This is a genomic window from Caballeronia sp. LZ001 (assembly GCF_031450875.1).
Classification (GTDB): domain Bacteria; phylum Pseudomonadota; class Gammaproteobacteria; order Burkholderiales; family Burkholderiaceae; genus Caballeronia.
Genome location: NZ_JARTVX010000004.1, coordinates 5,035,776 through 5,060,727 on the forward strand (window position 1 = coordinate 5,035,776; position 24,952 = coordinate 5,060,727).

Annotated in this window: 26 protein-coding genes; 17 read left to right on the forward strand and 9 right to left on the reverse strand. The window is 61.9% G+C overall.

Annotation, left to right across the window (positions count from 1 at the left end):
• Positions 1–123: 123 nt before the first annotated feature.
• Both tkt and gnd read left to right on the forward strand, forming a co-directional pair.
• Positions 124–2,220: a transketolase gene (gene tkt / locus P9292_RS34660; RefSeq protein WP_309963656.1), complete on the forward strand. Its 2,097-nt coding sequence runs from the start codon at positions 124–126 to the stop codon at positions 2,218–2,220.
• The gene (gene gnd / locus P9292_RS34665) at positions 2,142–3,206 is read left to right on the forward strand and encodes a phosphogluconate dehydrogenase (NAD(+)-dependent, decarboxylating) (RefSeq protein WP_244828041.1); all 1,065 of its coding nucleotides are present in this window, start codon (positions 2,142–2,144) and stop codon (positions 3,204–3,206) included. Before tkt ends, gnd begins: the two co-directional genes overlap by 79 nt.
• A gap of 45 nt (positions 3,207–3,251) precedes the next feature.
• On the opposite strand, the gene P9292_RS34670 is transcribed toward gnd, so the two are convergent.
• Positions 3,252–4,028, reverse strand: coding sequence for an ABC transporter permease (locus tag P9292_RS34670; protein ID WP_309964285.1), 777 nt, complete (start codon positions 4,026–4,028; stop codon positions 3,252–3,254).
• An 85-nt stretch (positions 4,029–4,113) separates the two neighbouring features.
• Positions 4,114–5,064: a nodulation factor ABC transporter ATP-binding protein NodI gene (gene nodI / locus P9292_RS34675; RefSeq protein WP_309842683.1), complete on the reverse strand. Its 951-nt coding sequence runs from the start codon at positions 5,062–5,064 to the stop codon at positions 4,114–4,116.
• A 304-nt stretch (positions 5,065–5,368) separates the two neighbouring features.
• Between nodI and P9292_RS34680 the strand changes: the two genes are divergently transcribed.
• Positions 5,369–5,878 carry a universal stress protein gene (locus P9292_RS34680; protein WP_250464890.1) on the forward strand — a complete coding sequence of 170 codons (510 nt, stop codon included), beginning with the start codon at positions 5,369–5,371 and terminating at the stop codon, positions 5,876–5,878.
• 159 nt (positions 5,879–6,037) lie between these two features.
• On the opposite strand, the gene P9292_RS34685 is transcribed toward P9292_RS34680, so the two are convergent.
• The 3 genes from P9292_RS34685 to lexA form a co-directional block, all read right to left on the reverse strand.
• Positions 6,038–6,655, reverse strand: a complete 618-nt coding sequence (locus P9292_RS34685; protein ID WP_309963657.1) for a DUF2939 domain-containing protein — start codon at positions 6,653–6,655, stop codon at positions 6,038–6,040.
• A gap of 158 nt (positions 6,656–6,813) precedes the next feature.
• Positions 6,814–7,140, reverse strand: coding sequence for a hypothetical protein (locus tag P9292_RS34690; protein ID WP_309963660.1), 327 nt, complete (start codon positions 7,138–7,140; stop codon positions 6,814–6,816).
• A 167-nt stretch (positions 7,141–7,307) separates the two neighbouring features.
• On the reverse strand, positions 7,308–7,985 hold the full coding sequence (gene lexA / locus P9292_RS34695) for a transcriptional repressor LexA (protein WP_250464764.1): 678 nt from the start codon (positions 7,983–7,985) through the stop codon (positions 7,308–7,310).
• A gap of 269 nt (positions 7,986–8,254) precedes the next feature.
• Between lexA and P9292_RS34700 the strand changes: the two genes are divergently transcribed.
• From P9292_RS34700 to P9292_RS34725, 6 genes are all read left to right on the forward strand, one after another.
• Entirely contained in the window at positions 8,255–9,289 is a 1,035-nt protein-coding gene (locus P9292_RS34700; RefSeq protein ID WP_309963663.1) for a sulfate ABC transporter substrate-binding protein, read from the forward strand.
• 139 nt (positions 9,290–9,428) lie between these two features.
• A complete protein-coding gene (gene cysT / locus P9292_RS34705; protein ID WP_244825239.1) occupies positions 9,429–10,334 on the forward strand; it encodes a sulfate ABC transporter permease subunit CysT in 906 nt (301 codons plus the stop codon).
• On the forward strand, positions 10,331–11,233 hold the full coding sequence (cysW, locus tag P9292_RS34710; RefSeq protein ID WP_250464766.1) for a sulfate ABC transporter permease subunit CysW: 903 nt from the start codon (positions 10,331–10,333) through the stop codon (positions 11,231–11,233). The genes cysT and cysW overlap by 4 nt, the downstream gene beginning before the upstream one ends.
• Before the next feature lie 20 nt (positions 11,234–11,253).
• Positions 11,254–12,348 (forward strand): sulfate/molybdate ABC transporter ATP-binding protein, encoded by a 1,095-nt coding sequence (locus P9292_RS34715; RefSeq protein ID WP_244825237.1) that lies wholly within the window; start codon positions 11,254–11,256, stop codon positions 12,346–12,348.
• Between the two features lie 12 nt (positions 12,349–12,360).
• Positions 12,361–13,287 carry a CysB family HTH-type transcriptional regulator gene (locus tag P9292_RS34720; RefSeq protein WP_244825235.1) on the forward strand — a complete coding sequence of 309 codons (927 nt, stop codon included), beginning with the start codon at positions 12,361–12,363 and terminating at the stop codon, positions 13,285–13,287.
• Between the two features lie 40 nt (positions 13,288–13,327).
• On the forward strand, positions 13,328–14,335 hold the full coding sequence (locus tag P9292_RS34725) for an asparaginase (RefSeq protein ID WP_250525826.1): 1,008 nt from the start codon (positions 13,328–13,330) through the stop codon (positions 14,333–14,335).
• 45 nt (positions 14,336–14,380) lie between these two features.
• On the opposite strand, the gene lysM is transcribed toward P9292_RS34725, so the two are convergent.
• The 4 genes from lysM to gcl all read right to left on the reverse strand — a co-directional run bounded on the left by lysM (position 14,381) and on the right by gcl (position 18,701).
• A complete protein-coding gene (gene lysM / locus P9292_RS34730; RefSeq protein ID WP_309963665.1) occupies positions 14,381–14,869 on the reverse strand; it encodes a peptidoglycan-binding protein LysM in 489 nt (162 codons plus the stop codon).
• Between the two features lie 275 nt (positions 14,870–15,144).
• Positions 15,145–16,053, reverse strand: a complete 909-nt coding sequence (locus tag P9292_RS34735) for a 2-hydroxy-3-oxopropionate reductase (RefSeq protein WP_309963667.1) — start codon at positions 16,051–16,053, stop codon at positions 15,145–15,147.
• A gap of 29 nt (positions 16,054–16,082) precedes the next feature.
• Entirely contained in the window at positions 16,083–16,883 is an 801-nt protein-coding gene (gene hyi / locus P9292_RS34740; RefSeq protein WP_250464776.1) for a hydroxypyruvate isomerase, read from the reverse strand.
• A 36-nt stretch (positions 16,884–16,919) separates the two neighbouring features.
• Positions 16,920–18,701 (reverse strand): glyoxylate carboligase, encoded by a 1,782-nt coding sequence (gene gcl, locus P9292_RS34745; RefSeq protein WP_244825227.1) that lies wholly within the window; start codon positions 18,699–18,701, stop codon positions 16,920–16,922.
• Positions 18,702–18,863: 162 nt separating this feature from the next.
• On the opposite strand from gcl, the gene P9292_RS34750 reads away from it, so the two are divergent.
• The 8 genes from P9292_RS34750 (at position 18,864) to P9292_RS34785 (ending at position 24,898) form a co-directional block, all read left to right on the forward strand.
• Complete coding sequence (locus P9292_RS34750) at positions 18,864–19,817, forward strand: LysR substrate-binding domain-containing protein (protein WP_309963669.1); 954 nt, start codon at positions 18,864–18,866, stop codon at positions 19,815–19,817.
• A 205-nt stretch (positions 19,818–20,022) separates the two neighbouring features.
• Positions 20,023–20,394 (forward strand): 30S ribosomal protein S6, encoded by a 372-nt coding sequence (rpsF, locus tag P9292_RS34755; protein WP_061117413.1) that lies wholly within the window; start codon positions 20,023–20,025, stop codon positions 20,392–20,394.
• Between the two features lie 32 nt (positions 20,395–20,426).
• Entirely contained in the window at positions 20,427–20,726 is a 300-nt protein-coding gene (gene priB / locus P9292_RS34760; RefSeq protein WP_244825224.1) for a primosomal replication protein N, read from the forward strand.
• A gap of 2 nt (positions 20,727–20,728) precedes the next feature.
• Positions 20,729–21,004 (forward strand): 30S ribosomal protein S18, encoded by a 276-nt coding sequence (rpsR, locus tag P9292_RS34765; RefSeq protein WP_060857153.1) that lies wholly within the window; start codon positions 20,729–20,731, stop codon positions 21,002–21,004.
• A 28-nt stretch (positions 21,005–21,032) separates the two neighbouring features.
• Positions 21,033–21,488, forward strand: coding sequence for a 50S ribosomal protein L9 (gene rplI, locus P9292_RS34770; RefSeq protein WP_244825222.1), 456 nt, complete (start codon positions 21,033–21,035; stop codon positions 21,486–21,488).
• Positions 21,489–21,620: 132 nt separating this feature from the next.
• Entirely contained in the window at positions 21,621–23,006 is a 1,386-nt protein-coding gene (locus tag P9292_RS34775) for a replicative DNA helicase (protein WP_244825221.1), read from the forward strand.
• Between the two features lie 153 nt (positions 23,007–23,159).
• Positions 23,160–23,786, forward strand: coding sequence for a DUF47 domain-containing protein (locus P9292_RS34780; protein ID WP_244825219.1), 627 nt, complete (start codon positions 23,160–23,162; stop codon positions 23,784–23,786).
• A gap of 101 nt (positions 23,787–23,887) precedes the next feature.
• Positions 23,888–24,898: an inorganic phosphate transporter gene (locus P9292_RS34785; protein ID WP_244825217.1), complete on the forward strand. Its 1,011-nt coding sequence runs from the start codon at positions 23,888–23,890 to the stop codon at positions 24,896–24,898.
• Positions 24,899–24,952: the final 54 nt, after the last annotated feature.

Here is a 24,952-nt window from a genome sequence, read left to right on the forward strand (position 1 = left end):
CGCGCCCCATGTGTCACTTGCGATGCAGTGCCGGCTGTAAGGCACTACACTTGCTCGATGGTCCTGGTTGCCCGCTGCGGCGCCCTCAGCCACAGCGCGCCCTTAGCAAAGGAGTCGTCGCTCATGTCTCAAGCAACGCCGAAGTCTTCCGCCGATCTTGACACGCTCACGATCAATACCATTCGCACGCTGTCGATGGACGCCGTGCAGAAAGCCAATTCGGGTCACCCCGGCACGCCGATGGCGCTCGCGCCAGTCGCGTTCCATCTTTGGCAGAACCATCTTCGCTACGATCCCGACGCGCCGCTCTGGCCGAATCGCGACCGCTTCGTGCTGTCGGTCGGGCACGCGTCGATGCTGCTCTATTCGCTGCTGCATCTGTCCGGCGTGAAGGAAGTCGACGAGTTCGGCAAGCCAACCGGCAAGCCGGCCATCTCGATCGACGATATCAAGAATTTTCGTCAGCTCGACAGCAAGACGCCGGGCCACCCGGAATACCGCATGACGACCGGTGTCGAAACCACGACAGGTCCGCTCGGTCAGGGTCTCGGCAACAGCGTCGGCATGGCGATGGCCGCGCGCTGGAAAGAAGCGCACTTCAACAAAAGCGATTCGCCGCTATTCGATTACCGTGTCTACGCGCTTTGCGGCGACGGCGACATGATGGAAGGAATCTCGCACGAAGCGGCATCGATCGCGGGGCACCTGAAGCTGTCGAATCTCATCTGGATCTACGACAGCAACCGCATCACGATCGAAGGACACACCGACCTTGCGTATAGCGACGACGTCGAAGCGCGCTTTCACGGCTACAACTGGAACACGCTGCACGTCGACGACGCCAACGACGCCGCCGCGCTCGAAGCGGCCATCAACAAGGCGAAGGCGACCACCGACAAGCCGACCCTGATCGTGGTGAAGAGCATCATCGGCTGGGGCGCGCCGAACAAGCAGGACACGGCGGCCGCGCACGGCGAACCGCTCGGCGCCGATGAGATCAAGGCGGCGAAGCGCGCGTACGGCTGGCCGGAAGACGCGCAGTTCCTCGTGCCCGACGGCGTAGTGCAACATTTCGCCGACGGCATGGGCGCGCGCGGCAAGGCGGCGCACGAAGCCTGGAAGAAGCAGTTCGATTCCTACGGCAAGGACTATCCGGATCTCGCGAAGCAACTCACGCTGATGCTCGAAGCGAAGCTGCCGGAAGGCTGGGAAAAGAGCATTCCGACCTTCGAGCCGGACGAAAAGGGAATCGCCACGCGCGAGTCGTCGGGCAAGGTGCTGAACGCCATCGCGCAGTCCATTCCCTGGCTGATCGGCGGCGCGGCGGACTTGTCGCCATCAACGAAAACGAATCTGAAGTTCGACGGCGCGGGCAGTTTCGAGGCAACGAGCTACGACGGCCGCAATCTGCACTTCGGCATTCGCGAGCACGGCATGGGCTCGGTTGCCAATGGACTCGCGCTGTCCAACATGCGGCCGTATGCGTCGACGTTCCTAATTTTCAGCGACTACATGAAGCCGCCGATCCGCCTCTCCGCGATCATGGAACTGCCGGTGGTCTACGTGTTCACGCACGATTCCATCGGCGTGGGCGAGGACGGACCGACGCACCAGCCGATCGAGCAACTCGCTTCGTTGCGTGGCGTGCCGGGCCTCACCACGCTGCGTCCCGCCGATGCCAACGAAGTCGGCGAAGCATGGCGCGTCGCGCTGTCGTATCACAAGGAGCCGTCGTGCATCGTGCTGACGCGTCAACCGCTGCCGACCTTCGATCGCAAGAAATACGCGTCGGCTGAAGGCGTGCGGCGCGGCGCTTACGTGCTTGCCGACACCGAAGGCGGCAAGACGCCCGAAGTGCTGTTGCTTGCCACCGGCAGCGAAGTCGCGCTGTGCGTGGGCGTCTACGAGACGCTGAAGGCCGAAGGCATCGCGGCGCGCGTCGTATCGATGCCTTCGTGGGACCTCTTCGAGAAACAGGACGAAGCCTACAAGGAATCGGTGTTGCCGAATGCCGTGAATGCTCGCGTTGCGGTCGAACAGGCCGGCACGCTCGGCTGGGACCGCTACGTCGGCCGGCTCGGCACCGTGCTCGCCATGCATACGTTCGGTGCGTCCGCACCGTTGAAGGCGCTTCAGGCCAAATTCGGCTTCACGCCGGAACGCGTCTACGAAGAAGCGAAAAAGCAGATCGAACGCGTCAAACACAACGGCAAGGAGTAACGGACATGCAGATTGGCATCGTCGGACTGGGGCGCATGGGCGGCAACATCGGACGCCGCCTGATGCGCGACGGGCATCAATGCGTCGTCTACGACCACAGTCCGCAAGCAACCGACGCACTCGCGAGCGAAGGCGCGACCGGCGCGAAGGATCTCGGCGATCTGGTCGCAAAACTTGCCACGCCGCGCGTCGTCTGGCTCATGCTGCCCGCCGGCAAGATCACGGAGGACACGCTTAACGATCTCCGGCAGATTCTGAGCCCGGACGACGTGATCATCGACGGCGGCAACAGCTTCTACAAGGACGATATCCGCCGCGCCGCCGAGCTGAAAGCGCAGGGCCTGCATTACGTCGATGTCGGCACGTCAGGCGGCATCTGGGGCTTGGAGCGCGGTTACTGCATGATGATCGGCGGCGATGACGCGGTGGTGAACCGTATCGATCCGATTCTCGCGACCCTTGCGCCGGGACGCGGCGACATTCCCTTGACGCCCGGCCGCGACGGACGCGATGCGCGTGTCGAGAACGGCTACATGCATTGCGGACCGGTGGGTTCGGGACATTTCGTGAAGATGGTGCACAACGGCATCGAGTACGGATTGATGCAGGCGTATGCCGAGGGCTTCCATATTCTGAAGCACAAGGAATCGACCGAATTGCCGGAAAACGAGCGCTACACGCTCGATCTGGCCGATGTCGCGGAAGTCTGGCGGCGTGGCAGCGTGGTGTCGTCGTGGCTGCTCGATCTGACCGCGGGCGCGCTTGCGGGCGATGGTTCGCTCGAACGCTACTCGACCGAAGTGGCCGATAGCGGCGAAGGGCGCTGGACGATCGAAGCGGCCATCGAGGAAGCGGTGCCGGCGCAAGTGTTGTCAGCGGCGCTTTATACGCGCTTCCGGTCGCGCGATGCCGAAGCCTTCCCGGAGCGCATGCTTTCGGCAATGCGCTTCGGCTTCGGCGGCCACAAAGAGTTCGGCGTGAAGTAAATCCGTGGTTGTCTGTCGGAATAAAGGGCGATGATTCATCGCCCTTTATTTCATCATGCGGCGGTGAAACAGCCACGCGCACAGGAAGAACGGCACAACCGAATACGCCGCGAGTACCGCGAGATGCAACGCGAGTCCGTGCACGGGCCGGCCGAGCATGGCGGCGCGGATCAACTCGACCGCCTGATAAAGCGGCAGCGCCTGCGTCACATGCTGCGCAAAAGCAGGCAATTGCGCGACCGGAAAGAACACGCCGGAGAGCAAGAGCATGGGCGTGAGCGCGAGCGTCTGATAGAACATGAAGAAGTCGTAGCTCGGCGCAATGGCTGTGACGATCATCGCCGTGCTCGCGAATGCGAGTCCCGTAAGCACGATGATGGGCAGCGCGAGCAGCATCGACGGAAAACTCGCATAGCCAAGCGCGCCCGCCACCAGCATGATCGCCACGCCCGACAAGACCGATTTGCTCGCGGACCAGATCACTTCGCCGAGAACGATATCGCCGAGCGTCAGCGGCGTATGCATAATCGCTTCCCACGTACGCTGCACGTGCATGCGCGAGAAACCGGAATACATGGCCTCGAAACTCGCGGACATCATCACACTCGACGCCACCGTGCCCGCCGCGAGAAACGCGATATACGACACGCCGTCGACATGTCCGACCATCAAGCCGAGACCGAGGCCTAGCCCGAAGAGATAGATCATCGGATCGGCGAGATTGCCGATCATCGATGCAATGGCGAGCTTCTTCCACACCAGATAATTGCGCCGCCATACCGACATCCAGTTGCTCGCGTTGGCGGGAAGCGCGTTGCTCATGGGCGAGAGCGTATCGGCGTGTTTGGCTCGCACGCGTGTTTTCTCGATGCTTGCGCCTGATCGATCGAAAGTGTCCATCGCTTGATTAGTCCACCATCTCGCGCCCGGTCAGGCGCAGAAAAACATCTTCGAGATTCGCCGGACGATGCAGATAGCGCACGTCCGTCCGGCCCTTCACGCGCGCATGCACGGGCTGCGGGTCGTCGACATAGCAGAAAAGCGTTTCGCCGCTGATCTCCGTGCGCGCGACGAACGGTTCCAGTTCGGCGGCCAGCGCCTGCGGATCGGGTCCGTAGATTTCGATGACGTCCGAACCGATCACCGATTCGATCAACTCGCGCGGCCTTCCTTCCGCGAGCTTGCGGCCTTCCTCGATCACGCAAAGCCGGTCGCACAGGCGTTCGGCCTCTTCCATGAAGTGCGTCGTGAGCAGAATGGTTTTACCGCGCGAAAGCAACGAGCGCAGGCGTTCCCAGATCAGATGGCGCGCTTGCGGATCGAGGCCGGTGGTGGGTTCGTCCATCACGAGCACGTCGGGATCGTTGACGAGGGCGCGCGCCAGCGTCAACCGCCGCCGCATGCCGCCCGACAGTTCGCCGACGCGCGCTTGGGCCTTGCTTTCGAGGCGCGCGAATTCGAGCAACGAAGGCACGATGGCTTCCATGCGCGCGCCTGCCAAGCCGAAATAGCGGCCGAAGACGAGCAGGTTTTCGCGCACGGTGAAGTCGGGATCGAGGTTGTCGAATTGCGGCACGACGCCCACGCGTTGCCGCGCGAAGCGTGCGCGCGCTGGCACGGGTTCGCCGACGAGACGGATCGTGCCGCTGTCGGGCGATGTAATGCCGAGCAGCATCTTGAGCGTCGTCGTCTTGCCCGCGCCGTTCGGGCCAAGCAGGCCGAAACACTCGCCAGGCTGAACGTCGAACGACAAGCCATCGACGACACTTCGCTCGCCGTAATGTTTTCTGACTTCGCTGAATTCGATCGCTGGCGCCGCGTTCGGGTTCGCGCCAGCTCGGTGATTTATGTCGGTCATGCGGCCGTCCTGCGAGGAGAAAACTCAGCCGGCTAGTGTAATCCAATGCACCAGCGCGGCGCTTTGCATGCAAGCGCATGCATCGTTCCTGTGATCGAAGCGTGCATCGCGTCTTCCTGTTGTTTTGGCAAATGGCGCCGCGCGCTTGTCTGGCAAGGCGCTCAGGCCTCTGGCACGGTGTGCGCTAGCGCTTGTTGCCATGTAAGCGTTTTCCATCGTTGCCACGCATGAGGCGACCTACCATGATGAAGATGCGCCGCACTCGATTTGCCGACACCATCGGCTACGCGGCAGGGAGATCATGATGTCAGGCTATCGAAAAATCCTGTTGTGCTACGACGGCTCCAGAGAGGGCCGCAAGGCGTTGCGTCAGGGCGCGAATCTCGCGCTTGCCTTGAACGCGGAGACGCACGTGCTGGCGGTGGTGGATATGCGTTCGAGCATTGCGCAAAGCGCCGGTCTTCTGACCGACATGGCATGCGGACGGTTCGAGGATGCCGCACGCGATATCCTGCAAGAAGGCGTGGAGTGGCTGCGCGAACGCGGCTTGCAGGCGCAGGGCCATTTCGCATTCGGGCATCCGATCGATGAAATCGCCACGCTGGCGGAAAGTCTTAAGGTCGATCTGGTCGTGGTCGGCCATCGATGCCGCAGCGGTCTCGCGCGCTGGTGGATGGGCGCGGGCAACACACCGCTGCTCGATCGCGTGTCATGCAGCATATTGGTTGCGGTTTGTCAGGCAGGTGAGTCGGCCGAAGCGGAAGATGAGGCGGCTTATGCGGCGAAGCCGGACCGGGCCGAAGTAAGTGTTTGAGGATAGGTTTGCGCGATGAGGCTGGCCTGCGTCGGCCAGTGCTCTTTTGCGCTATCAGCGCCAGCTGCCGTCTCCTTGCGTGACGGCCGCGCACGCTTAACGCCGCAAAAAATGCCATGAAGCGCTTACCGGCACTTTAATGGTTGTCCAACAACGAACTCACCCGTTCAAATCAACCGCAACCAGCTTCCACGTTATCAACCCGTACCGATGAAAGATCGCGGAGTACCGCGCATCGCCGGCACCGTGCTGGTAGGTCACCACGAACGTATCGAAGCTGCGATATCCGGCCGTGGTCTGCGGTGGTTGTCGCGGCGGTTCTTGAGTCGCAACCATGCTCGATGCCGCTTCCGACGGCGGTGAACTCGCCGCCGCCTGACCGTCTCGAACCGGTGGCACGACATCCGGTGGATGCTCGCCTGGATCTCCCCGCGGCGGAATGCCATTCAAAATCGCGGCGACGCCTTCGGGCGTAGCGTAGGAATCCACCAGCGGCCCTACGAGCGCCGCGCCGATCATTGCACCGATGATCGCGAGCGGATTGCCGCTCTTCTGGATATCGACGCGCCGCGTCAGCAGTGCGCCGACTTGCTCTTTGAGACTTTCACGCAGTGCGGGGAAGTCGACGTATTCGTTGACGGTCTGTGCATCGCGTGCATCGGCCGCGTGCTTGACGCGGTTCAGCGCGATATAGGGCGACGCATAGACAAGGCTTAACCCTGCAACGATGAAGAGAATGACGAGCGCGGCGACGAAATAACGCGTAGTGCGGGACATGCGAAGGAACGACCCCCGGCGTGACATGGGTGACATGAAAGAACGATTGACCATGTTCACGCCGGATATATCCCGAGCTTCATTCCTTGCAGCCGATAGATTGCGGACTGCCTGCATTGCACATAACTCAAATTCACTCGGCAAACGCTCGACCGCGCTCAGGCCAGAATGCCGCTGCTAACGCCGGCGCGTTCCTCGTCGATACACCGGTCGATCATGCGCGACACCTCGCCGATATTGCCGACCATGATTACCCGCGACTCACTGCGATACACCCGTACCGGCGCGCGCTGTTCCGATTCCGCATGCACCGCGCTTTTGAGCGACACACGGGCGAAGGCGGGTTGACGCGACGGCAACGCGGGCATCTCGTCGAAGAGATCGGGCGCCGCTTCAGGCCGCGCCACGGCACATGAGATCAGCGAGCGCAAATGACGCAGACGGCCAAACTGACGAAAGGGCAGCAAACGGGCGAAACGTTCCATGATGACTCTCCAGACGGCGGACGACAGACGACAGACGATAGGACGCACCGCGGCACGCCGCGAGCGGTGGCCGTCATGCTTGTAATTTTTGAAACGTGCCGCGTCGCGCGAGGGCGAGGAGGCGAAGCGGGCGGCGATGTTGACGCGCCGCGCGCTCGAGTCGTGCGTTAGAACTCGCCGGAGCGGATGAGCCCGACCGCGATTCCTTCCAGCGCGAAGTCGCCGCTGCCGGAGCGCACGAAGATGTTTTCGTAGTCGGGATTCTCCGCGACCAATTCCACGCCATCTGGCCGGCGCTTCCAGCGTTTCACCGTGACATCGTCGCCAATACGCGCGACCACGATCTGCCCGTCTTTCGCTTCATTGCGCTTCTGTACGGCAAGCAGGTCGCCGTCGAGAATGCCCGCGTCGCGCATGGACAAGCCGCGCACCTTCAGCAAATAGTCGGGCTTGCCCGAAAAGAACGCAGGGTCGCACGCGTAGTGTTGCGAAATATGCTCCTGCGCAAGGATGGGACTGCCTGCCGCAACGCGCCCGACCAGCGGAAGCGACAACTGCATGATGCTCTGATGCGGCAAGGTGAACTGATGCGGAAGGTCGTCCGAACGGTCGATGCGCGCGGAGCCTCCCAACAGGCGGATGCCACGCGACGAACCCGCCGCGAGTTCGATCACGCCCTTGCGCGCCAGTGCCCGCAGATGTTCCTCGGCGGAGTTCGCGGAACTGAAGCCAAGCTCGGCGGCGATCTCGGCACGCGTGGGCGGAAAGCCCGTGCGGTCGATGGCTCGCTGGATGAGCTCGAACACTTGCTGCTGTCGCGCGGTAAGTTTTGAGGGTTTGGTCACTTGCTGGAGCCTCGGCGCACTGTATGGATGGACAGATGACTGTATTTTTATACAGTATTTCGCGCTTTTCAAGCTTTACTTGAAGTTCGTCGCGAGATCCTTTACTGACAAGGCTGCAGCGCGCTCAAACAGTCGCTATTTCTCCCTCGGACTGCGAAAACTCTCGCTTTAGCACTTTTGCATCTAAAAAAGTGAGAAACAATTATTTCTAATCATATAAGCTCGCCTTTAGACTGATTCCGTCAATTCGATAAGACGGAGAACGGGGAATGCATAGCATCAGGGCTGGATTGAAGGGCGGCGCGAAACAACTCTTTGCCGCGCTGGCGATCACGGCGGCGAGTTTCGGAATCTCGGCCACCGCGCACGCGGACACGTCGTTTCTGAACGTCTCGTACGATCCGACGCGCGAGTTGTATCAGGACTTCAACCAGGCCTTTGCGAAGAAGTGGAAGGCGGACACCGGCGAAACGGTCACCTTCAAGCAATCTCATGGCGGTTCCGGCGGCCAAGCGCGCGCGGTTCTAGACGGGCTTCAGGCAGACGTCGTGACGCTTGCGCTTGCTTACGACATCGACGCGCTCGCCTCCAAGGGCATCGTCGGGACGGACTGGCAGAAGCGTCTGCCGGACAATGCATCGCCGTACACGTCGACCATTGTGTTTCTAGTGCGCAAGGGCAACCCGAAGGGCATCAAGGACTGGGACGATCTCACCAAGCCGGGCGTGTCGATCGTCACGCCGAACCCGAAGACCTCGGGCGGCGCGCGCTGGAACTATCTGGCGGCGTGGGCGTATGCGCAACACAAGCCCGGCGGCAACGAAGAGACCGCGAAGGAGTTCGTGACCAAGCTCTACAAGAACGCAGGCGTGCTCGATTCCGGCGCACGCGGCGCGACCACCAGCTTCGTGCAGCGCGGTCAGGGCGACGTGCTGATCGCATGGGAAAACGAGGCGTTCCTGTCACTCAAGGAATTCGGTCCGGAGAAGTTTCAGATCGTGGTTCCTTCGGTGAGCATTCTGGCCGAGCCGCCGGTGGCGGTGGTGGACAAGGTCGTCGACAAACACGGCACGCGCAAGCTGGCCGAAGCGTATCTGAAGTATCTGTATAGCGACGAAGGCCAGCAGATCGCGGCGCGCAATTTCTATCGTCCGCGTTCGGACAAGGTGCCCACCGAGCTGACCAAGCAGTTCCCCAAGCTCAAGCTCTACACCATCGACGACACCTTCGGTGGCTGGACCAAAGCGCAGAAGACGCACTTCGCGGACGGCGGCGTGTTCGATTCGATCTATCAGCCGCAGTAAGCAGACAAGAGACCGGGCGCCGCGAGGCGCTCGAGTCGCAATGAAAGCGGCCGCAAAGACGGCCGCGCATGACGAGACTAAAAAACAGTGCGCTTATCCCCCGGGCGCCGAAGGCAGGACGATCAAGGATGAAGCAAAGATGACAACGTTCACTTTCCGAAAGCCGAGTGCGTTACCCGGCTTCGGGCTGACGATCGGCATCACGGTGGCTTACCTGAGCCTCGTGGTGCTGATTCCGCTTGCGGCGACCTTCGCCAAGACCGCGACGCTCGACTGGGCGCAGTTCGTTCGCGCCGTCACCGGGCCGCGTGTGCTGGCGTCGTATCGACTCACGTTCACGGCGGCGCTCGGCGGGGCGGTCATCAACGCGATCTTCGGCTTCCTGGTCGCATGGGTGCTCGTGCGCTACACGTTCCCGTTCAAGCGTGTCGTCGATGCCATCGTCGATCTGCCGTTTGCGCTGCCGACCTCCGTCGCCGGCATTTCGCTTGCCGCCGTGTACGCGAGCAACGGCTGGATCGGGCAGTATCTCGCGCCGCTCGGCATCAAGGTGGCGTTCACGCCGCTCGGCGTGCTCGTGGCGCTGACGTTCATCGGCTTGCCGTTCGTCGTGCGCACGGTGCAGCCGGTGCTCGAAGACTTCGAGCGCGAGCAGGAAGAAGCCGCCGCATGTCTCGGCGCCACGCGCTGGCTGACGTTTCGCCGCGTCGTGTTGCCGGCGCTCTTTCCCGCGCTTCTGACCGGTTTCGCGCTTGCGTTCGCGCGCGCGCTCGGCGAATACGGTTCGGTCATCTTCATCGCGGGCAATGTACCGATGAAATCGGAGATCACGTCGCTGCTCATCATCACCAAGCTCGAACAGTACGACTATGCCGGCGCGACGGCCATCGCCGTCGTGATGCTGTGCGTGTCCTTTCTCATGCTGCTCCTCATCAACACGCTGCAATGGTTCCTGCAACGCCGCACGAGCAAGACGGGCGCGGCGCCCGTGGTGGCCGCGGGGCCCTCGCTGCATGCCGGAACTCCGGGCGGAGGTCACGCATGAGCACGCCAAACAGCAAGGCGCTTCCAGTGAACACCGCCGCGCGCGGCGAGACCAACCGGCTCAATCCCGTCACCGAACCGCGCGCCGTGCGCTGGATACTCACGGGTATCGCGCTCGTGTTTCTTGCGCTGTTTCTGGTCGTGCCGCTCGTCGCCGTGTTCGTGCAGGCCTTCGCGAAGGGCATCGACTATTACTTCGATTCGCTCAAGGACCCGGACGCGTGGTCGGCCATCAAGCTCACGCTCTTGACCGCCGCGATTGCCGTGCCGCTCAACGTGGTGTTCGGGCTCGCGGCATCGTGGGCCATCGCCAAGTTCGAGTTTCGCGGCAAGGCGCTTCTGACGACGCTCATCGACTTGCCGTTCTCGGTGTCGCCCGTGATCTCCGGCCTCATCTACGTGCTCATGTTCGGCGCGCAGGGCTGGTTCGGACCGTGGCTGATTTCGCACGATGTGCAGATCATCTTCGCGGTGCCGGGAATCGTGCTCGCGACTATCTTCGTGACGTTCCCGTTCGTCGCGCGCGAACTGATTCCGTTGATGCAGGCGCAAGGCAACGACGAGGAAGAGGCCGCGCACGTGCTCGGCGCGTCGGGCTGGCAGATCTTCCGGCGCGTGACGTTGCCCAACGTGAAGTGGGGCCTGCTCTACGGCGTGATTCTCTGTAACGCGCGCGCGATGGGCGAGTTCGGCGCGGTCTCGGTGGTCTCGGGCCACATTCGCGGCCAGACCGACACCATGCCGCTGCACGTCGAGATTCTCTACAACGAATACAACTTCTCGGCCGCCTTCGCGGTGGCGTCGCTGCTTGCATTGCTCGCGCTCGTCACGCTCGGGCTGAAGCTGATCGCGGAGCGCCGCATGACGGCCACGCTGAGCGACGTGAAGGCAACCGTATAAATGGAAGGCGTGGATCAATCATGAGCATCATCGTTCGCAATCTGCAGAAGCGCTTCGGCACCTTCACCGCGCTCGACAACGTCACGCTGGATTTTCCGTCGGGCGAACTCGTCGCGCTGCTCGGACCTTCCGGCTGCGGCAAGACCACGCTCTTGCGCGTGATCGCCGGCCTCGAATATGCCGATGCCGGTCAGGTCGTGCTCAACGGCGAGGACGTTGCCGAAGTGGGCGCGCGTGAGCGGCAAGTCGGCTTCGTGTTCCAGCATTACGCGCTGTTCCGCCACATGACCGTGTTCGAGAACGTCGCCTTCGGCTTGCGCGTGAAGCCGCGTCGCGAGCGGCCAACGGAGGCCGTCATCCGCGAGAAGGTGCATGAATTGTTGAAGCTCGTGCAACTCGACTGGCTCGCGGAGCGCTTTCCGTCCGAACTGTCGGGCGGTCAGCGTCAACGTATCGCGTTGGCGCGAGCGCTTGCCGTCGAACCTAAAGTGCTGCTGCTCGACGAACCCTTCGGCGCGCTCGACGCCAAGGTGCGCAAGGAATTGCGTAGCTGGCTGCGCCGTCTGCACGACGATCTGCATATCTCGACGCTCTTCGTCACGCACGACCAGGAAGAGGCGCTCGAAGTGGCGGACCGCATCGTCGTGATGAATCATGGGCGCGTGGAGCAGGTGGGCAGCCCGCAAGACGTGTATGACCATCCGCAGACCTCGTTCGTCTACGAGTTCCTCGGTGCGGCCAATCGCCTGCAAGGTCATGTCGATGCCAACGGCTTCGTCGCCGATGGCGCCACGCAGGCCATTGCCGTGCCCGCGCATTTCAGCGGCCGCGCGCTGGCCTACGTGCGTCCGCACGATCTGGCGATCTATCCCGTCGATGGCACGCATCGCGACGGCATCGTGGTCGGCGTGCGGCGCGTGGTGACGCTCGGCGGCTCGGTGCGCGTGGAACTCGAAGGCAACTCGGGGCGCATCCTCGAAGCGGAACTCGACCGCGAGTCGTGGCGCACGCTGCGACTCGACGTAGGCGACGGCGCGACCGCCGTGCCGCGCGCGTTGCGCGTGTTCCCGGCAGGCGATGCGAACGGGGCACAACAAACAAAAGCAACGGCATAAAGAGAGGCTGAAATGAACTTCCAGCAATTGCGCTTCGTGCGCGAAGCAGTGCGTCAGAACATGAATCTGACCGAGGTCGCGAACGTGCTATATACGTCGCAGTCTGGCGTGTCGAAGCAGATCAAGGACCTCGAGGACGAACTCGGCGTCGATATCTTCATCCGACGCGGCAAGCGTCTGACCGGTCTTACCGAGCCTGGCAAACAGGTGCATCAGCTGATCGAGCGCATGTTGCTCGACGCTGAAAACCTGCGCCGCGTCGCGCGCCAGTTCGCGGATCAGGACAACGGCCATCTCGTCGTGGCGACGACGCACACGCAAGCGCGTTACGCGCTGCCGAAGGTGATCCGCCAGTTCACGGAAGTGTTCCCGAAGGTGCATCTCGCGCTGCGTCAGGGCAGTCCGCAGCAAATCGCGCAGATGATCATCAACGGCGAAGCGGATATCGGCATCTCGACGGAAGCGCTCGACCGCTATCCCGACATCGTCACGTTCCCGTGCTACTCGTGGCATCACACGGTCGTCGTGCCGAAGGGCCATCCGCTCGTCGGACTTGAGAACATCACGCTGGAACAGATCGCCGAGTATCCGGTCGTCACTTACGATCAGGATTTCACGGGACGCTCGCATATCGACCAGGCCTTCGCGAGCGCGGGTGCCATTCCCGATATCGTCCTCACCGCCATCGATGCCGACGTGATCAAGACGTATGTCGAGCTTGGCATGGGTATCGGCATCGTCGCGGCGATGGCGTATGACCCGAAGCGCGACAGCGAACTCGTCGCGCTCGATACGCAGCATCTGTTCGAGGCGAGCACGACGCGCGTCGGCTTGCGCAAGGGCGCGTTCTTGCGGGCTTACGCTTACCGGCTGATCGAGATGTTCGCGCCGCAACTCGACGAAGCGCAGATCGCGGCGCAACTGCGCGAAGCGGCTTGAGCGAGTTCAGGTTCATCCCGGCTGATTTACAATCGCCGGCATGAACACTTCTCTCGATACCTTGCCGCGCCTCGCCGTTCTCGCGACGGGCGGCACTATCGCCGGACAAGCTGGCGATGCATCCAGGACAGCGGGTTACAAAGCAGGCGTGGTCGGCGTCGACAAGCTGCTCGAAGCCGTGCCCGCGCTCGGCTCGGTCGCGCGCATTCACGCGGAACAGATTGCGAGCATCGACAGCAAGGACATGACGCCCGCGCTGTGGACGACGCTTTCGCGGCGGATCGATGCACTGCTCGCGCAAGACGATATCGATGGCGTGGTCGTCACGCACGGCACGGACACGCTCGAAGAGACCGCTTACTTGCTGCATCTGACGGTGAAGAGCGCGAAGCCGGTCGTCCTGACCGCGGCGATGCGGCCCTCCAGTGCGCTGTCCGCCGATGGTCCGTTGAATCTGCTCAACGCGCTCACGGTCGCCGCTTCGAGGCAGGCGGCGGGGCAGGGCGTGCTGATCGCGTTCAATAATTTGATCCACAGCGCACGCGAAGTCACGAAGACGAGCACCTATGCCGTCGATGCCTTCCGTTCGCCCGAAGCGGGCGCGCTCGGTTTCGTGCAGGACGGACGCGTCGAGTTTCAACGCACAGTCGTGCGGCCGCATACGCTCGCGAGCGAGTTCACCGTGCCGCAAGACTGGCCGATGGTCGAAATCGTCGCGAGTTATGCGGGCGTATCGCGCGTTCCGGTCGATGCGCTCGTCGGCGCTGGCGTGAAGGGCATCGTGCTTGCGGGTACCGGCAACGGCTCCATGAGTTCGACGCTCGCGCAAGCCTTCGCCGATGCCATTGGGCGAGGCGTGGCGGTGGTGCGTTCATCGCGCGTCGGCTCGGGTCATGTGATGCGCAACGGCGCCGCACCCGACGATGCGCTCGGCACCGTCAGCGCGGGCACGCTCAATCCGTACAAGGCGCGCGTGCTGTTGCAACTGGCGCTTGCGAGAGGCGTGAGCGATGCGCCCGGCCTTCAGCGCATCTTCGAGACGTACTAAAACTGAAACGAAAAACGCGAACCGGAGTTCGCGTTTTTCGTTGCTTCAGCTTGCAGCCGGAATGCGTAGCACCTGTCCCGGATAGATCTTGTCCGGGCTCTTGAGCATGGGTTTGTTGGCTTCGAAGATGACATCGTTCTTCGCGCCGCTGCCGTAATACTTCTCCGCGATTTTCCAGAGATTGTCGCCGGCCACGACCGTATGAAATTGCGACTCCGGAGCGGGCGACGGCACGGTCAGTTGGTCATCCACCTTGTCCACGTGCTGCACGTTGCCCGCCGCGACGAGGATCTTCTCCTTCGTGGCCTGATCCGCGGCTTCGCCCGATACGCTGACCGTGTGCGACGCGCCGTCGTACTTCACTTGCAGATCCTGCGCTTCGAGCCCTTGCGAACGAATGTACGTCGCGATGGCTTCGCCGGCCTTGAGATTGAGCTCCGCGACATCCACGGCCGCGGGCGCGGCCTGCGCGGTTTGCGAGGTTGCACCAAAGAGCTTCTCGCCTGCTTCCTTGATAAAGCTGAGGATTCCCATTGCTGAACTCCTTAAGTGTCGATGGTGAGCGCTTGCGCCAGGGCAAGGCTTCGTTAGTCGCATCACTTCAAGGATAGTTCGGAGATTGTGACAATGGCTGGTTCATGCGCGATCCAACAATCCGACGCGGACACCCGACGGAAAACCGTCTGACCGACCAAGGCTTACCCGGCTCGACCGACGGGTGCCGCTCTCGGACCCCACTTGCCGCCCTCAGCCCAGAGCGGCATTTGTCCCGCGTGCCCATACGCGGGACGCCCCACGGTACCGGTCGTTCAAGCCGCGGCTTTCGCCTTCTGCGGTTCTTGAGCAACCTGGAAGTTCGACATGATTTCAAGCGCCCGCACGAGTCCCGAGTGATCCCAGGCTTTGCCGCCATTGGCCGCGCACACGCTGAACAACTGCTGCGCGCTCGCGGTGTGGGGCAGGGCGAGACCCATCTTGCGCGCGCCTTCGAGCGCAAGATTCAAGTCCTTCTGATGCAGTTCGATACGGAAGCCCGGGTCGAACGTGCGCTTCGTCATGCGCTCGCCGTGCACTTCGAGAATGCGCGACGCGGCGAACCCGCCCATTAATGCCCGGCGCACGCGTTCCGGATCGGCGCCCGAACGCGAGGCAAACAACAAGGCTTCGGCGACGGCTTCGATGTTGAGCGCGACGATGATCTGATTCGCCACCTTGCAGGTCTGACCCGCGCCGTTGTCGCCGATGAGCGAGATGTTCTTGCCCATGAGATCGAACAGAGGCTTCGCGATATCGAACGATTTCTGCGGGCCACCCACCATGATCGTGAGCGATGCCTCGCGCGCGCCGACTTCGCCGCCGGACACGGGCGCATCGAGATAGTCGCAGCCGAGCGCGTTGATCTTCTTCGCGAAGTCCTGCGTATCGAGCGGGTTGATCGAGCTCATGTCGATCACGAGCTTGCCCTTCGTGAGGCCGTTGGCCACGCCGTCATCGGCGAAGAGGACGTTGGCGACATCGGGCGTGTCGGGCACCATCGTGATGACGATCTCGCTCGCTTGCGCCACGCCGGTGGAATCGGCCGCGACTTGCGTCTGTGCGCGGATGTCGTCGGGCACCGGAAACTTGCCGTTCACGACGACCTTGTGACCGCCCTTCAAAAGGTTGCGCGCCATGTGCGCGCCCATGATGCCAAGGCCGATGAATCCAATGGTTGCCATACTCTCTTGCTCTCCTTGTGTCTCGGGTTTTAAGCGGCGGCGCGCGGCTTTGCGGCGGCGATCGTGCGAAGCCAGCCAAGGCCCGCTTCGGTGCTTGCAAGCGGCTTGTATTCGCAGCCGATCCATCCTTCGTAGCCGATCGAATCGAGCAGATCGAACAGGAACGCGTAGTTGATCTCGCCCGTGCCCGGTTCGTTGCGCCCCGGATTGTCGGCGAGCTGGATATGCGCGATCGACGGCAGGTTCTTCTTGATCGTCGCGGCCAGTTCGCCTTCCATGCGCTGCATGTGATAGATGTCGTATTGCAGGAACAGATTGTCCGAGCCGACCGCACGGATCACGTCGAGCCCTTCGGACGAACGGTTCAGCGCGAAGCCCGGAATATCGTAGGCATTGCACGGCTCGACGAGCAGGCGGATGCCTTCCTTCTTCAATGCATCGGCGGCGAAGCGCAGGTTTTCGATGATCGTCGTGCGCGCCTGTTCCTTCGATACCCCCGCCGTCGGAATGCCAACGAGGCAGTTCACTTGCGGCACCTTCAGCGCCTTCGCGTATTCGATTGCGCGGGGCACGCCTTCACGGAACTCGCTCACGCGATCCGGCAGGCAGGCGATGCCGCGTTCGCCCGCTTCCCAGTTGCCCGCGGGCAGGTTGTGCAGCACGATCCGCAGGTCGTGTTCCTCGATGCGTGCTTGCAAATCGCCGGTCGAGTACGCATACGGAAACAGGAACTCGACCGCCTTGAAGCCCGCCTTCGACGCCGCCGCGAAGCGGTCGAGGAAAGGGACTTCGTTGAACAGCATGGTCAGGTTCGCGGCAAATTTCGGCATGTCTTTATTCCTGATGGTCGGTCAGTTCTAGGACGCTCAGTCGAGCGGCGTCACGGTCACGGCGGTCGGCGCATCGGCGCGCGTTTCGGCGAGCTCTTCGAACTCGTTGATCGCGTCGATCTCGGTGCCCATCGCGATGTTGGTCACGCGTTCGAGAATCATCTCGACCACGACCGGCACCTGATGTTGCGCCGCGAGCGCCTGCGCCTGTTTCAACGCCGGCGCGATGTCTTCGGGCTTGTGCACGCGCAGCGCCTTGCAGCCAAGACCCTCGGCGACCGCGACGTGATCCACGCCGTATCCTTCGAGCTCCGGCGCGTTGATGTTGTCGAACGCGAGCTGCACGCAGTAGTCCATGTCGAAGCCGCGCTGCGCCTGACGAATCAGACCGAGATACGAGTTGTTCACGACCACGTGCACGTAAGGCAGCTTGAACTGCGCGCCGACAGCGAGTTCCTCGATCATGAATTGGAAGTCGTAGTCGCCCGAGAGCGCGACGATCTTGCGTTGCGGGTCCGCGGCGCGCACGCCGAGCGCGGCGGGAATGGTCCAGCCGAGCGGGCCGGCCTGGCCGCAGTTGATCCAGTTACGCGCCTTGAACACGTGCAGGAACTGCGCGCCCGCGATCTGCGAAAGACCGATCGTCGAGACGAAGCAGGTGTCGCGATCGAACGCGAGATTCATCTCTTCGTAGACGCGCTGCGGCTTCATCGGCACGTTGTCGAAGTGGGTCTTGCGCAGCATCGTGCTCTTGCGTTGCTGGCAGTCCTTGACCCATTGCGAACGGTCCGCAAGCTTGCCCGCGGCCTTCCATTCCTTCGCCACTTCGACGAAGAGTTCGAGCGCGAACTTCGCATCCGACACGATGCCGAGGTCCGGTCCGAACACGCGGCCGATCTGCGTCGGCTCGATATCCACGTGCACGAACTTACGGCCCTTGGTGTAGACCTCGACGCTGCCCGTATGGCGATTCGCCCAGCGATTGCCGATGCCAAGCACGAAGTCCGACGCGAGCATGGTCGCGTTGCCGTAGCGGTGCGACGTCTGCAGACCGCACATGCCTGCCATCAGCGGATGATCGTCGGGAATCGCGCCCCACGACATCAAAGTCGGGATCACTGGCACGCCGAGCGTTTCGGCGAACTCGACGAGCAGATCTTCCGCCGCTGCGTTCAGCACGCCGCCGCCGGAAACGATCAAGGGCTTCTCGGCGTCGTTGAGCATCGAGAGCGCCTTTTCGACCTGAGCGCGCGTGGCTTTCGGCTTGTAGATCGGCAGCGGCTCGTAGGTGTCGATATCGAATTCGATCTCGGCGAGCTGCACGTCGATCGGCAGGTCGACCAGCACCGGACCCGGACGGCCCGAGCGCATCAGATGGAACGCCTGCTGGAACACGCGCGGCACGAGCGCTGGTTCGCGCACGGTGACGGCCCACTTGGTGACGGGCTTGGCGATCGATTCGATATCGACGGCCTGGAAGTCTTCCTTGTACAGACGCGCACGCGGCGCCTGGCCCGTGATCGCGAGAATGGGGATCGAATCCGCCTGAGCCGAGTAGAGGCCCGTGATCATGTCCGTGCCCGCCGGCCCCGACGTACCGATACAAACGCCGATATTGCCGGGAGCCGCGCGCGTATAACCTTCGGCCATGTGCGAGGCGCCCTCGACGTGGCGCGCCAGCACGTGGCTGATGCTGCCGGCTTTTCTGAGCGCCGAGTAAAACGGGTTGATGGCGGCGCCGGGCACACCGAACGCGGTGTCGATGCCTTCCTTCTCCAGCACGAGGACGGCTGCGTCGACGGCTCTCATCTTGGGCATGGTTGTCTCCTTCCAGGGGTCTCTATTCGGGGTTGCTGTCTTGGTCGTGCGCATGGCAGCAGGCTTCCGATGCACTTTAGGCGCGTGCAAAAGGTTTGATAAGATCAACCGGAGTCGTTTTTTACCAAACAAAAAGTATCGAATGAGGCCGGAGACAAAGAGATGGACCGCTTCAAGCAGATCGAAACCTTCGTGCGCGTGGCCGAAGCCGGCAGTCTCGCGGCGGCGGCACTGGAAGAGGGCGTGTCGCCGGTGATCCTGGGCCGGCGCATCGACGCGCTCGAAAAGCGCCTAGGCGTCAAACTGATGTATCGCTCGACGCGCAGGCTCGTCGTGAGCGAGGAGGGCGCGGCGTTTCTCGACCGCTGCAAGAATCTGCTCGCGGAGTGGGATCAGGCCGAGAACGAACTCGCGGCCGGCCGGCGCGCGGTGGGCGGGCATCTGATCGTGTCGGCGCCGGCGGCGTTTGGGCGCATGCATGTCGCGCCGCACGCGCCGCTTTTCCTCGTCGACAAACCGGAATTGCAGATGTCGTTCAATCTGACCGACCGCGTCGTCGATCTGGTGCGCGAAGGTTATGACTTGTCGATCCGCATCGGCGGGGCGGTGGACCCGAACTTCGTCGCCGTGAAGCTCGCGAGCAACCGCCGCGTGGTTTGCGGCACGCCCGCGTATTTCAGGAAGCACGGCCGGCCGAAGACGCTCGAAGACTTGCCGAATCACAACTGTCTTGCGTTCAATCTGCAAGGCGGACAGAACCGCGGCTGGTACTTTCGCCGTAACGGCAAGCTCGTGACGGTGCGCGTGACCGGCAATCTCGACTGCAACGACGGCGAGTTGCTGCATCGCTGGGCATCGGAGGGGCTCGGGCTCGGCTGGCGTTCGACCTGGGAGATTCAGCGTCAGTTGGCGTCGGGCGAACTCGAAACCGTGCTGGACGACTTCGAGCTGCCCGACTACGACATCCTCGCGGTTTATCCGCAGCAGCGCTACGTTCCGGCGCGCGTGCGCTACTTTATTGATTATTTGAAGGAAATTTACGCGCAGGACGGTTATTGGAGCCATCCGCTCGCGCTTCCCGGCGAACCATTGCCCGCCGGGACGCACTCAGCTTAAGCGTCGCTCGCGCGGCTTTGTACGGCTCGTGCGGCTTTGTGTGGCCACGTTGTAACTGCTTGAAATCATGGCCAAAGTCTTTCGGAAACCGCCGATTTGGCTTGCCTTGGGGAAGGCATCGCGTTATAGTCTTGGGCTTCTCACTTGCCGCACCGGTCCGACGCCCGGGTGGCTTTAATCCAAAAGTTCAGTACAAGGAGTGAATATGCGTCATTACGAAATCGTATTTATCGTGCATCCCGATCAGAGCGAGCAAGTGCCCGCCATGATCGAGCGCTACAAGAGCACGATCACCTCGCACGGTGGCCAGATCCACCGTATCGAAGACTGGGGCCGTCGCCAACTGGCCTACATGATCGAGAAACTCGCGAAGGCTCACTACGTCTGCATGAACATCGAATGCGATCAAGCTACGCTCGAAGAACTCGAGCACGCATTCAAGTTCAACGACGCCGTTTTGCGTCACCTCATCGTCAAGATGAAGAAGGCCGAAACCGGCCCGTCGCCGATGATGAAGGAAGTGCAGCGCGAAGAAGCCAAGAAGGCGGCCTCGCAGCCGTCCGAAGCGCAGGCTTAAGGCGAAGATTTTCGTCAGCCACCAGGAATTAAGTGAACAGGCTGCAACTGACAGCGAGCGTCGTGGAACGCGAACCGGTGCGATACACGCCCGCCGGCGTACCAATCGCAAGCTGCACGTTGCATCACCGAACGGAAGTCGTCGAAGCGGGCATTGCCCGTCAAGTCGAACTGACAATGCCGGCCGTAGCCGCCGGCGAGGTGAGCGGCAGACTGGAAAGCTGTCAGATGGGCGTGGAAACACGCTTCACCGGCTTTCTGGCTAAAAAAAGCCGCAACGCACGAACCCTGGTGTTTCACATCACAGAATTGCAGGACATTGGAAAGGACTGAACATGCCCCGCCCGACTGGTAAGAAATTCGACAAGCGTCGTCAGCAACAAAACCCGCTCTTCAAGCGCAAGAAGTTCTGCCGTTTCACGGCAGCCGGTGTCGAGTACATCGACTACAAAGACACGGAAACGCTGAAGGACTTCGTCGGCGAAAACGGCAAGATCACGCCGGCTCGTCTGACGGGCACGAAGGCGCACTATCAGCGCCAGCTCGACACGGCAATCAAGCGCGCGCGTTTCCTCGCGCTCCTGCCGTACACCGACCTGCACAAGGCCTAATCAGACGACGCATAAGGAACAAGCCAAAATGCAAATCATTCTTTTGGAAAAAGTCGTCAACCTGGGCAACCTGGGCGACATCGTCAAGGTCAAGGACGGCTACGCACGTAACTTCCTGATCCCCGGCAAGAAGGCTCGCCGCGCAACGAAAGACGCAATCGCCGAATTCGAAGTGCGCCGCGCCGATCTCGAAAAGGTTGCCGCTGAAAAGCTGGCTTCCGCGCAAAAGCAAGGCGAAAAGCTGAACGGCTTCACGGTTCAGATCTCGCAGAAGGCAGGTGTGGACGGCCGTCTGTTCGGCTCGGTCACGAACGCCGACATCGCCGAAGCACTGAAGGCTCAAGGCTTCGCAGAAGTGGAAAAGGCGCAAGTGCGTCTGCCGCAAGGCCCGCTGAAGCTGGTGGGCGACCACGCTGTTCAAGTGGCGCTGCATACGGACGTGCTGGTCGACGTCACGGTGTCGGTGCTGGGCGAGCACGCCTAAGGTCGCTGCGGACCGCTGGTAAGGCTTCACGCCCAGCCAGCCGAGTCCGGCAGAAAAGAAGGGCAGGAACCGTTTCAGGTTCCTGCCTTTTTTATTGTCCGCTTGCGTCTATTTCATCGATAATTCCACCCCATGAACGCTCCGTCCAAAGACCCGCAACTCGACGCGCTGAAGGTTCCGCCGCACTCGATCGAAGCCGAGCAATCGGTGATCGGCGGTTTGCTGCTGGACAACGCGGCGTGGGACCGAATCGCCGACGTGATGTCGCAAGGCGATTTTTATCGCTATGACCATCGGATCATCTACGAGCACATCGGCAAGCTGATCTCGACCACCCGGCCCGCCGACGTCATTACCGTCTACGAAGCGCTCAACATGGCCGGCAAGGCCGAGGAAGTGGGCGGGCTCGCGTATCTGAATGCGCTTGCTCAGAACACGCCTAGCGCAGCGAACATTCGCCGTTACGCGGAAATCGTGCGCGATCGCGCGGTGCTGCGCCGCCTGGTCTCCGTCGCCGATGAAATTTCCGCCGATGCCTTTAATCCGCAAGGCAAGGAAGTGCGCCAGATTCTGGACGAGGCGGAATCGCGTGTGTTTTCCATCGCCGAGGACGGGGCGCGCGGCACGCAGGGCTTTCTGGAAATCGGACCGCTGCTTACGCAAGTTGTCGAGCGCATCGACACGCTTTACCACACGGCCAATCCGAGCGATGTCACGGGCACGCCAACCGGTTTCGTCGACCTCGACCGCATGACGTCGGGCATGCACGGCGGCGAGCTGATCATCGTGGCCGGACGTCCGTCGATGGGGAAGACGGCGTTCTCGATGAACATCGGCGAATACGTGGCGGTGGAGTATGGTCTGCCCGTCGCCGTTTTCTCGATGGAGATGCCTGGCACGCAACTGACCATGCGTATGCTCGGCTCGGTCGGCCGGCTGGATCAACACAGAATGCGTACCGGCCGCCTCACCGACGAAGACTGGCCGAAGCTTACGCACGCGGTCCAAAAAATGAGCGAGGCGCAGCTTTTCATCGATGAAACGGGCGGCCTGAACCCCATGGAACTGCGCTCGCGCGCGCGGCGCTTGTCGCGGCAGTGCGGCAAGCTCGGGCTCATCATCGTCGATTATTTGCAGCTGATGTCCGGCTCCGGCGGCGGCGAAAACCGCGCGACCGAAATCTCGGAAATCTCGCGCTCGCTCAAGGGGCTCGCGAAAGAACTCGACGTGCCGGTGATCGCGCTTTCGCAGTTGAATCGCGGTCTGGAACAGCGCCCCAACAAGCGTCCGATCATGTCGGATTTGCGGGAATCCGGCGCTATCGAGCAGGACGCGGACGTGATTCTCTTCATCTACCGCGACGAAGTTTATAACCCCGACAGCCCGGACAAGGGCACGGCGGAAATCATCATCGGCAAGCAGCGTAATGGTCCGATCGGGCCCGTGCGGCTGACTTTTCACGGCCAATACACGAAGTTCGACAATTTCGCCGGCGCGCAGAGTTTTTACGGCGAATAACGCCCGAAGCCGCGCGCATCCCTTCTGCTCGATGTCAAGACTTCGTGTCGACACGCGCCGCGCGGCGCTTCGCGCGCGGTGCGTGGGCTGCCGGGCAAAGGTACAATATGTCGGTTTGATGTCTGTCTCATTGACCCATTTTTCGGGATTTTCATGTTCGGTCGTTTCATGCCCACCGAGGGCAAATTCTTCGAGATTTTCAACGCGCACGCGAAATGCATCATCGATGCAAGCCGCGAGCTCGAATTGCTGATCGATAACCTCGACGAAGCCGAGGTCCACAAGCAGAACGTCCAGACGGCCGAAAAGCGCGCCGACAAGCTCACGCACGAAACCATCGATCTGCTGCACAAGACTTTCATCACGCCGCTCGATCGCGACGAAATCCACAAGCTCATCACGACGATGGACGACATCCTCGACTTGATGGAGGACGTCGCCACGGCCATTTCGCTCTACGACGTACGCGCGGTGACTTCCGAGGCGAGCCAGCTCGCGCACATCTGCACGGCGACGTGCCTGCGTGTGCAGAAGGCTGTGGAATTGCTCGCGGACATGAAGCGCGCGAGCGAAATCCTGAAGATCTGCGAAGAAATCGACCGCCTGGAATCCGACGCCGACCGCGTCTTGCGCTCCGCCATGTCGAAACTTTTCCGCGAGGAAGACGACGTCAAGACGCTGATCAAGCTGAAGGCCATCTACGAGTTGCTGGAGACGATCACCGACAAGTGCGAAGACGTCGCGAACATCATCGAAGGCATCGTTCTGGAAAACGCCTGACCACGCCGGCCATGCCCGCCAGCGCGTGATCAAAGCTCCGTGCGGCGGGTCAAGAGGACAAAACCGGCGCTTTTCACAGCTGGTCAAAACAAAAGCAACCGATGCATTCGATTCAACTCGCCATCTGGGCAGTCGCCTTGCTCGTCATAGTCGCGCTCGCGTTCGACTTCATGAACGGCTTTCACGACGCGGCCAACTCCATCGCCACGGTGGTCTCCACCGGCGTGCTCAAGCCACAACAAGCGGTCGCTTTCGCGGCGGCGTTCAACGTCATCGCGTATTTCATCTTCCACCTGAAGGTCGCGGCGACCGTCGGCAAGGGAACGATCGATCCCGATATCGTCGACCACTACGTGATCTTCGGCGCACTCGTCGGCGCGATCGGCTGGAATATCGTCACATGGCACTACGGCATTCCGTCTAGCTCGTCGCACGCGCTGATCGGCGGACTCGTCGGTGCCGCGCTCGCCAAGTCGGGCTGGGGATCGCTCAACATGGACGGTCTTCTGAAGACTGTCGCGTTCATTTTCATTTCGCCGCTGCTCGGCTTCGTGCTCGGCTCGTTTTTCATGCTGCTCGTGTCGTGGCTGTATTTCCGCACGCCACCATCGAAGGTAGATAGGCGCTTCCGGCGCTTGCAGCTCATTTCCGCCGGGCTCTATTCGCTCGGCCACGGTGGGAATGACGCGCAGAAGACCATCGGCATCATCTGGATGCTGCTGATCGCGACTGGCTACGCTTCTTCCGCGGCAGACGCGCCGCCCATCTGGGTCATCGGATTGTGTTACCTGTCGATGGGTCTTGGCACCTTGTTCGGCGGCTGGCGCATCGTGCGCACCATGGGTCAGAAGATCACCAAGCTTAAGCCCGTCGGTGGTTTTTGCGCGGAAACGGGCGGGGCGATCACGCTCTTCGTCGCATCGTTCCTCGGCATTCCGGTGTCCACCACGCATACGATCACGGGCGCCATCGTCGGTGTGGGCGCGACGCAGAAATTCAGCGCGGTGCGCTGGGGCGTCGCGGGAAATATCGTGTGGGCGTGGATCTTGACTATTCCGGCATCCGCGGTGCTCGCGGCGGTCGGTTGGTGGATCGGCCACCGAATCTTGTAGTCGGTTTCTTCAGCGGCCCCGTTCACGACGGGGCCGTTTTGCATCTGTTGCAAA

Bases quoted from the DNA above. Each gene is read 5' to 3' on its own strand.
- P9292_RS34750 (WP_309963669.1), top strand. From the start codon at position 18,864: ATGGACCGCTTCAAGCAGATCGAAACCTTCGTGCGCGTGGCCGAAGCC.
- rplI (WP_244825222.1), top strand. From the start codon at position 21,033: ATGCAAATCATTCTTTTGGAAAAAGTCGTCAACCTGGGCAACCTGGGC.
- nodI (WP_309842683.1), bottom strand. From the start codon at position 5,064: ATGACCGACATAAATCACCGAGCTGGCGCGAACCCGAACGCGGCGCCA.
- rpsF (WP_061117413.1), top strand. From the start codon at position 20,023: ATGCGTCATTACGAAATCGTATTTATCGTGCATCCCGATCAGAGCGAG.
- cysW (WP_250464766.1), top strand. From the start codon at position 10,331: ATGAGCACGCCAAACAGCAAGGCGCTTCCAGTGAACACCGCCGCGCGC.
- rpsR (WP_060857153.1), top strand. From the start codon at position 20,729: ATGCCCCGCCCGACTGGTAAGAAATTCGACAAGCGTCGTCAGCAACAA.
- P9292_RS34775 (WP_244825221.1), top strand. From the start codon at position 21,621: ATGAACGCTCCGTCCAAAGACCCGCAACTCGACGCGCTGAAGGTTCCG.
- tkt (WP_309963656.1), top strand. From the start codon at position 124: ATGTCTCAAGCAACGCCGAAGTCTTCCGCCGATCTTGACACGCTCACG.
- P9292_RS34725 (WP_250525826.1), top strand. From the start codon at position 13,328: ATGAACACTTCTCTCGATACCTTGCCGCGCCTCGCCGTTCTCGCGACG.
- P9292_RS34690 (WP_309963660.1), bottom strand. From the start codon at position 7,140: ATGGAACGTTTCGCCCGTTTGCTGCCCTTTCGTCAGTTTGGCCGTCTG.
- gcl (WP_244825227.1), bottom strand. From the start codon at position 18,701: ATGCCCAAGATGAGAGCCGTCGACGCAGCCGTCCTCGTGCTGGAGAAG.
- P9292_RS34700 (WP_309963663.1), top strand. From the start codon at position 8,255: ATGCATAGCATCAGGGCTGGATTGAAGGGCGGCGCGAAACAACTCTTT.
- hyi (WP_250464776.1), bottom strand. From the start codon at position 16,883: ATGCCGAAATTTGCCGCGAACCTGACCATGCTGTTCAACGAAGTCCCT.
- P9292_RS34670 (WP_309964285.1), bottom strand. From the start codon at position 4,028: ATGAGCAACGCGCTTCCCGCCAACGCGAGCAACTGGATGTCGGTATGG.
- lysM (WP_309963665.1), bottom strand. From the start codon at position 14,869: ATGGGAATCCTCAGCTTTATCAAGGAAGCAGGCGAGAAGCTCTTTGGT.
- P9292_RS34780 (WP_244825219.1), top strand. From the start codon at position 23,160: ATGTTCGGTCGTTTCATGCCCACCGAGGGCAAATTCTTCGAGATTTTC.
- P9292_RS34720 (WP_244825235.1), top strand. From the start codon at position 12,361: ATGAACTTCCAGCAATTGCGCTTCGTGCGCGAAGCAGTGCGTCAGAAC.
- P9292_RS34685 (WP_309963657.1), bottom strand. From the start codon at position 6,655: ATGTCCCGCACTACGCGTTATTTCGTCGCCGCGCTCGTCATTCTCTTC.
- P9292_RS34785 (WP_244825217.1), top strand. From the start codon at position 23,888: ATGCATTCGATTCAACTCGCCATCTGGGCAGTCGCCTTGCTCGTCATA.
- P9292_RS34680 (WP_250464890.1), top strand. From the start codon at position 5,369: ATGTCAGGCTATCGAAAAATCCTGTTGTGCTACGACGGCTCCAGAGAG.
- P9292_RS34735 (WP_309963667.1), bottom strand. From the start codon at position 16,053: ATGGCAACCATTGGATTCATCGGCCTTGGCATCATGGGCGCGCACATG.
- cysT (WP_244825239.1), top strand. From the start codon at position 9,429: ATGACAACGTTCACTTTCCGAAAGCCGAGTGCGTTACCCGGCTTCGGG.
- P9292_RS34715 (WP_244825237.1), top strand. From the start codon at position 11,254: ATGAGCATCATCGTTCGCAATCTGCAGAAGCGCTTCGGCACCTTCACC.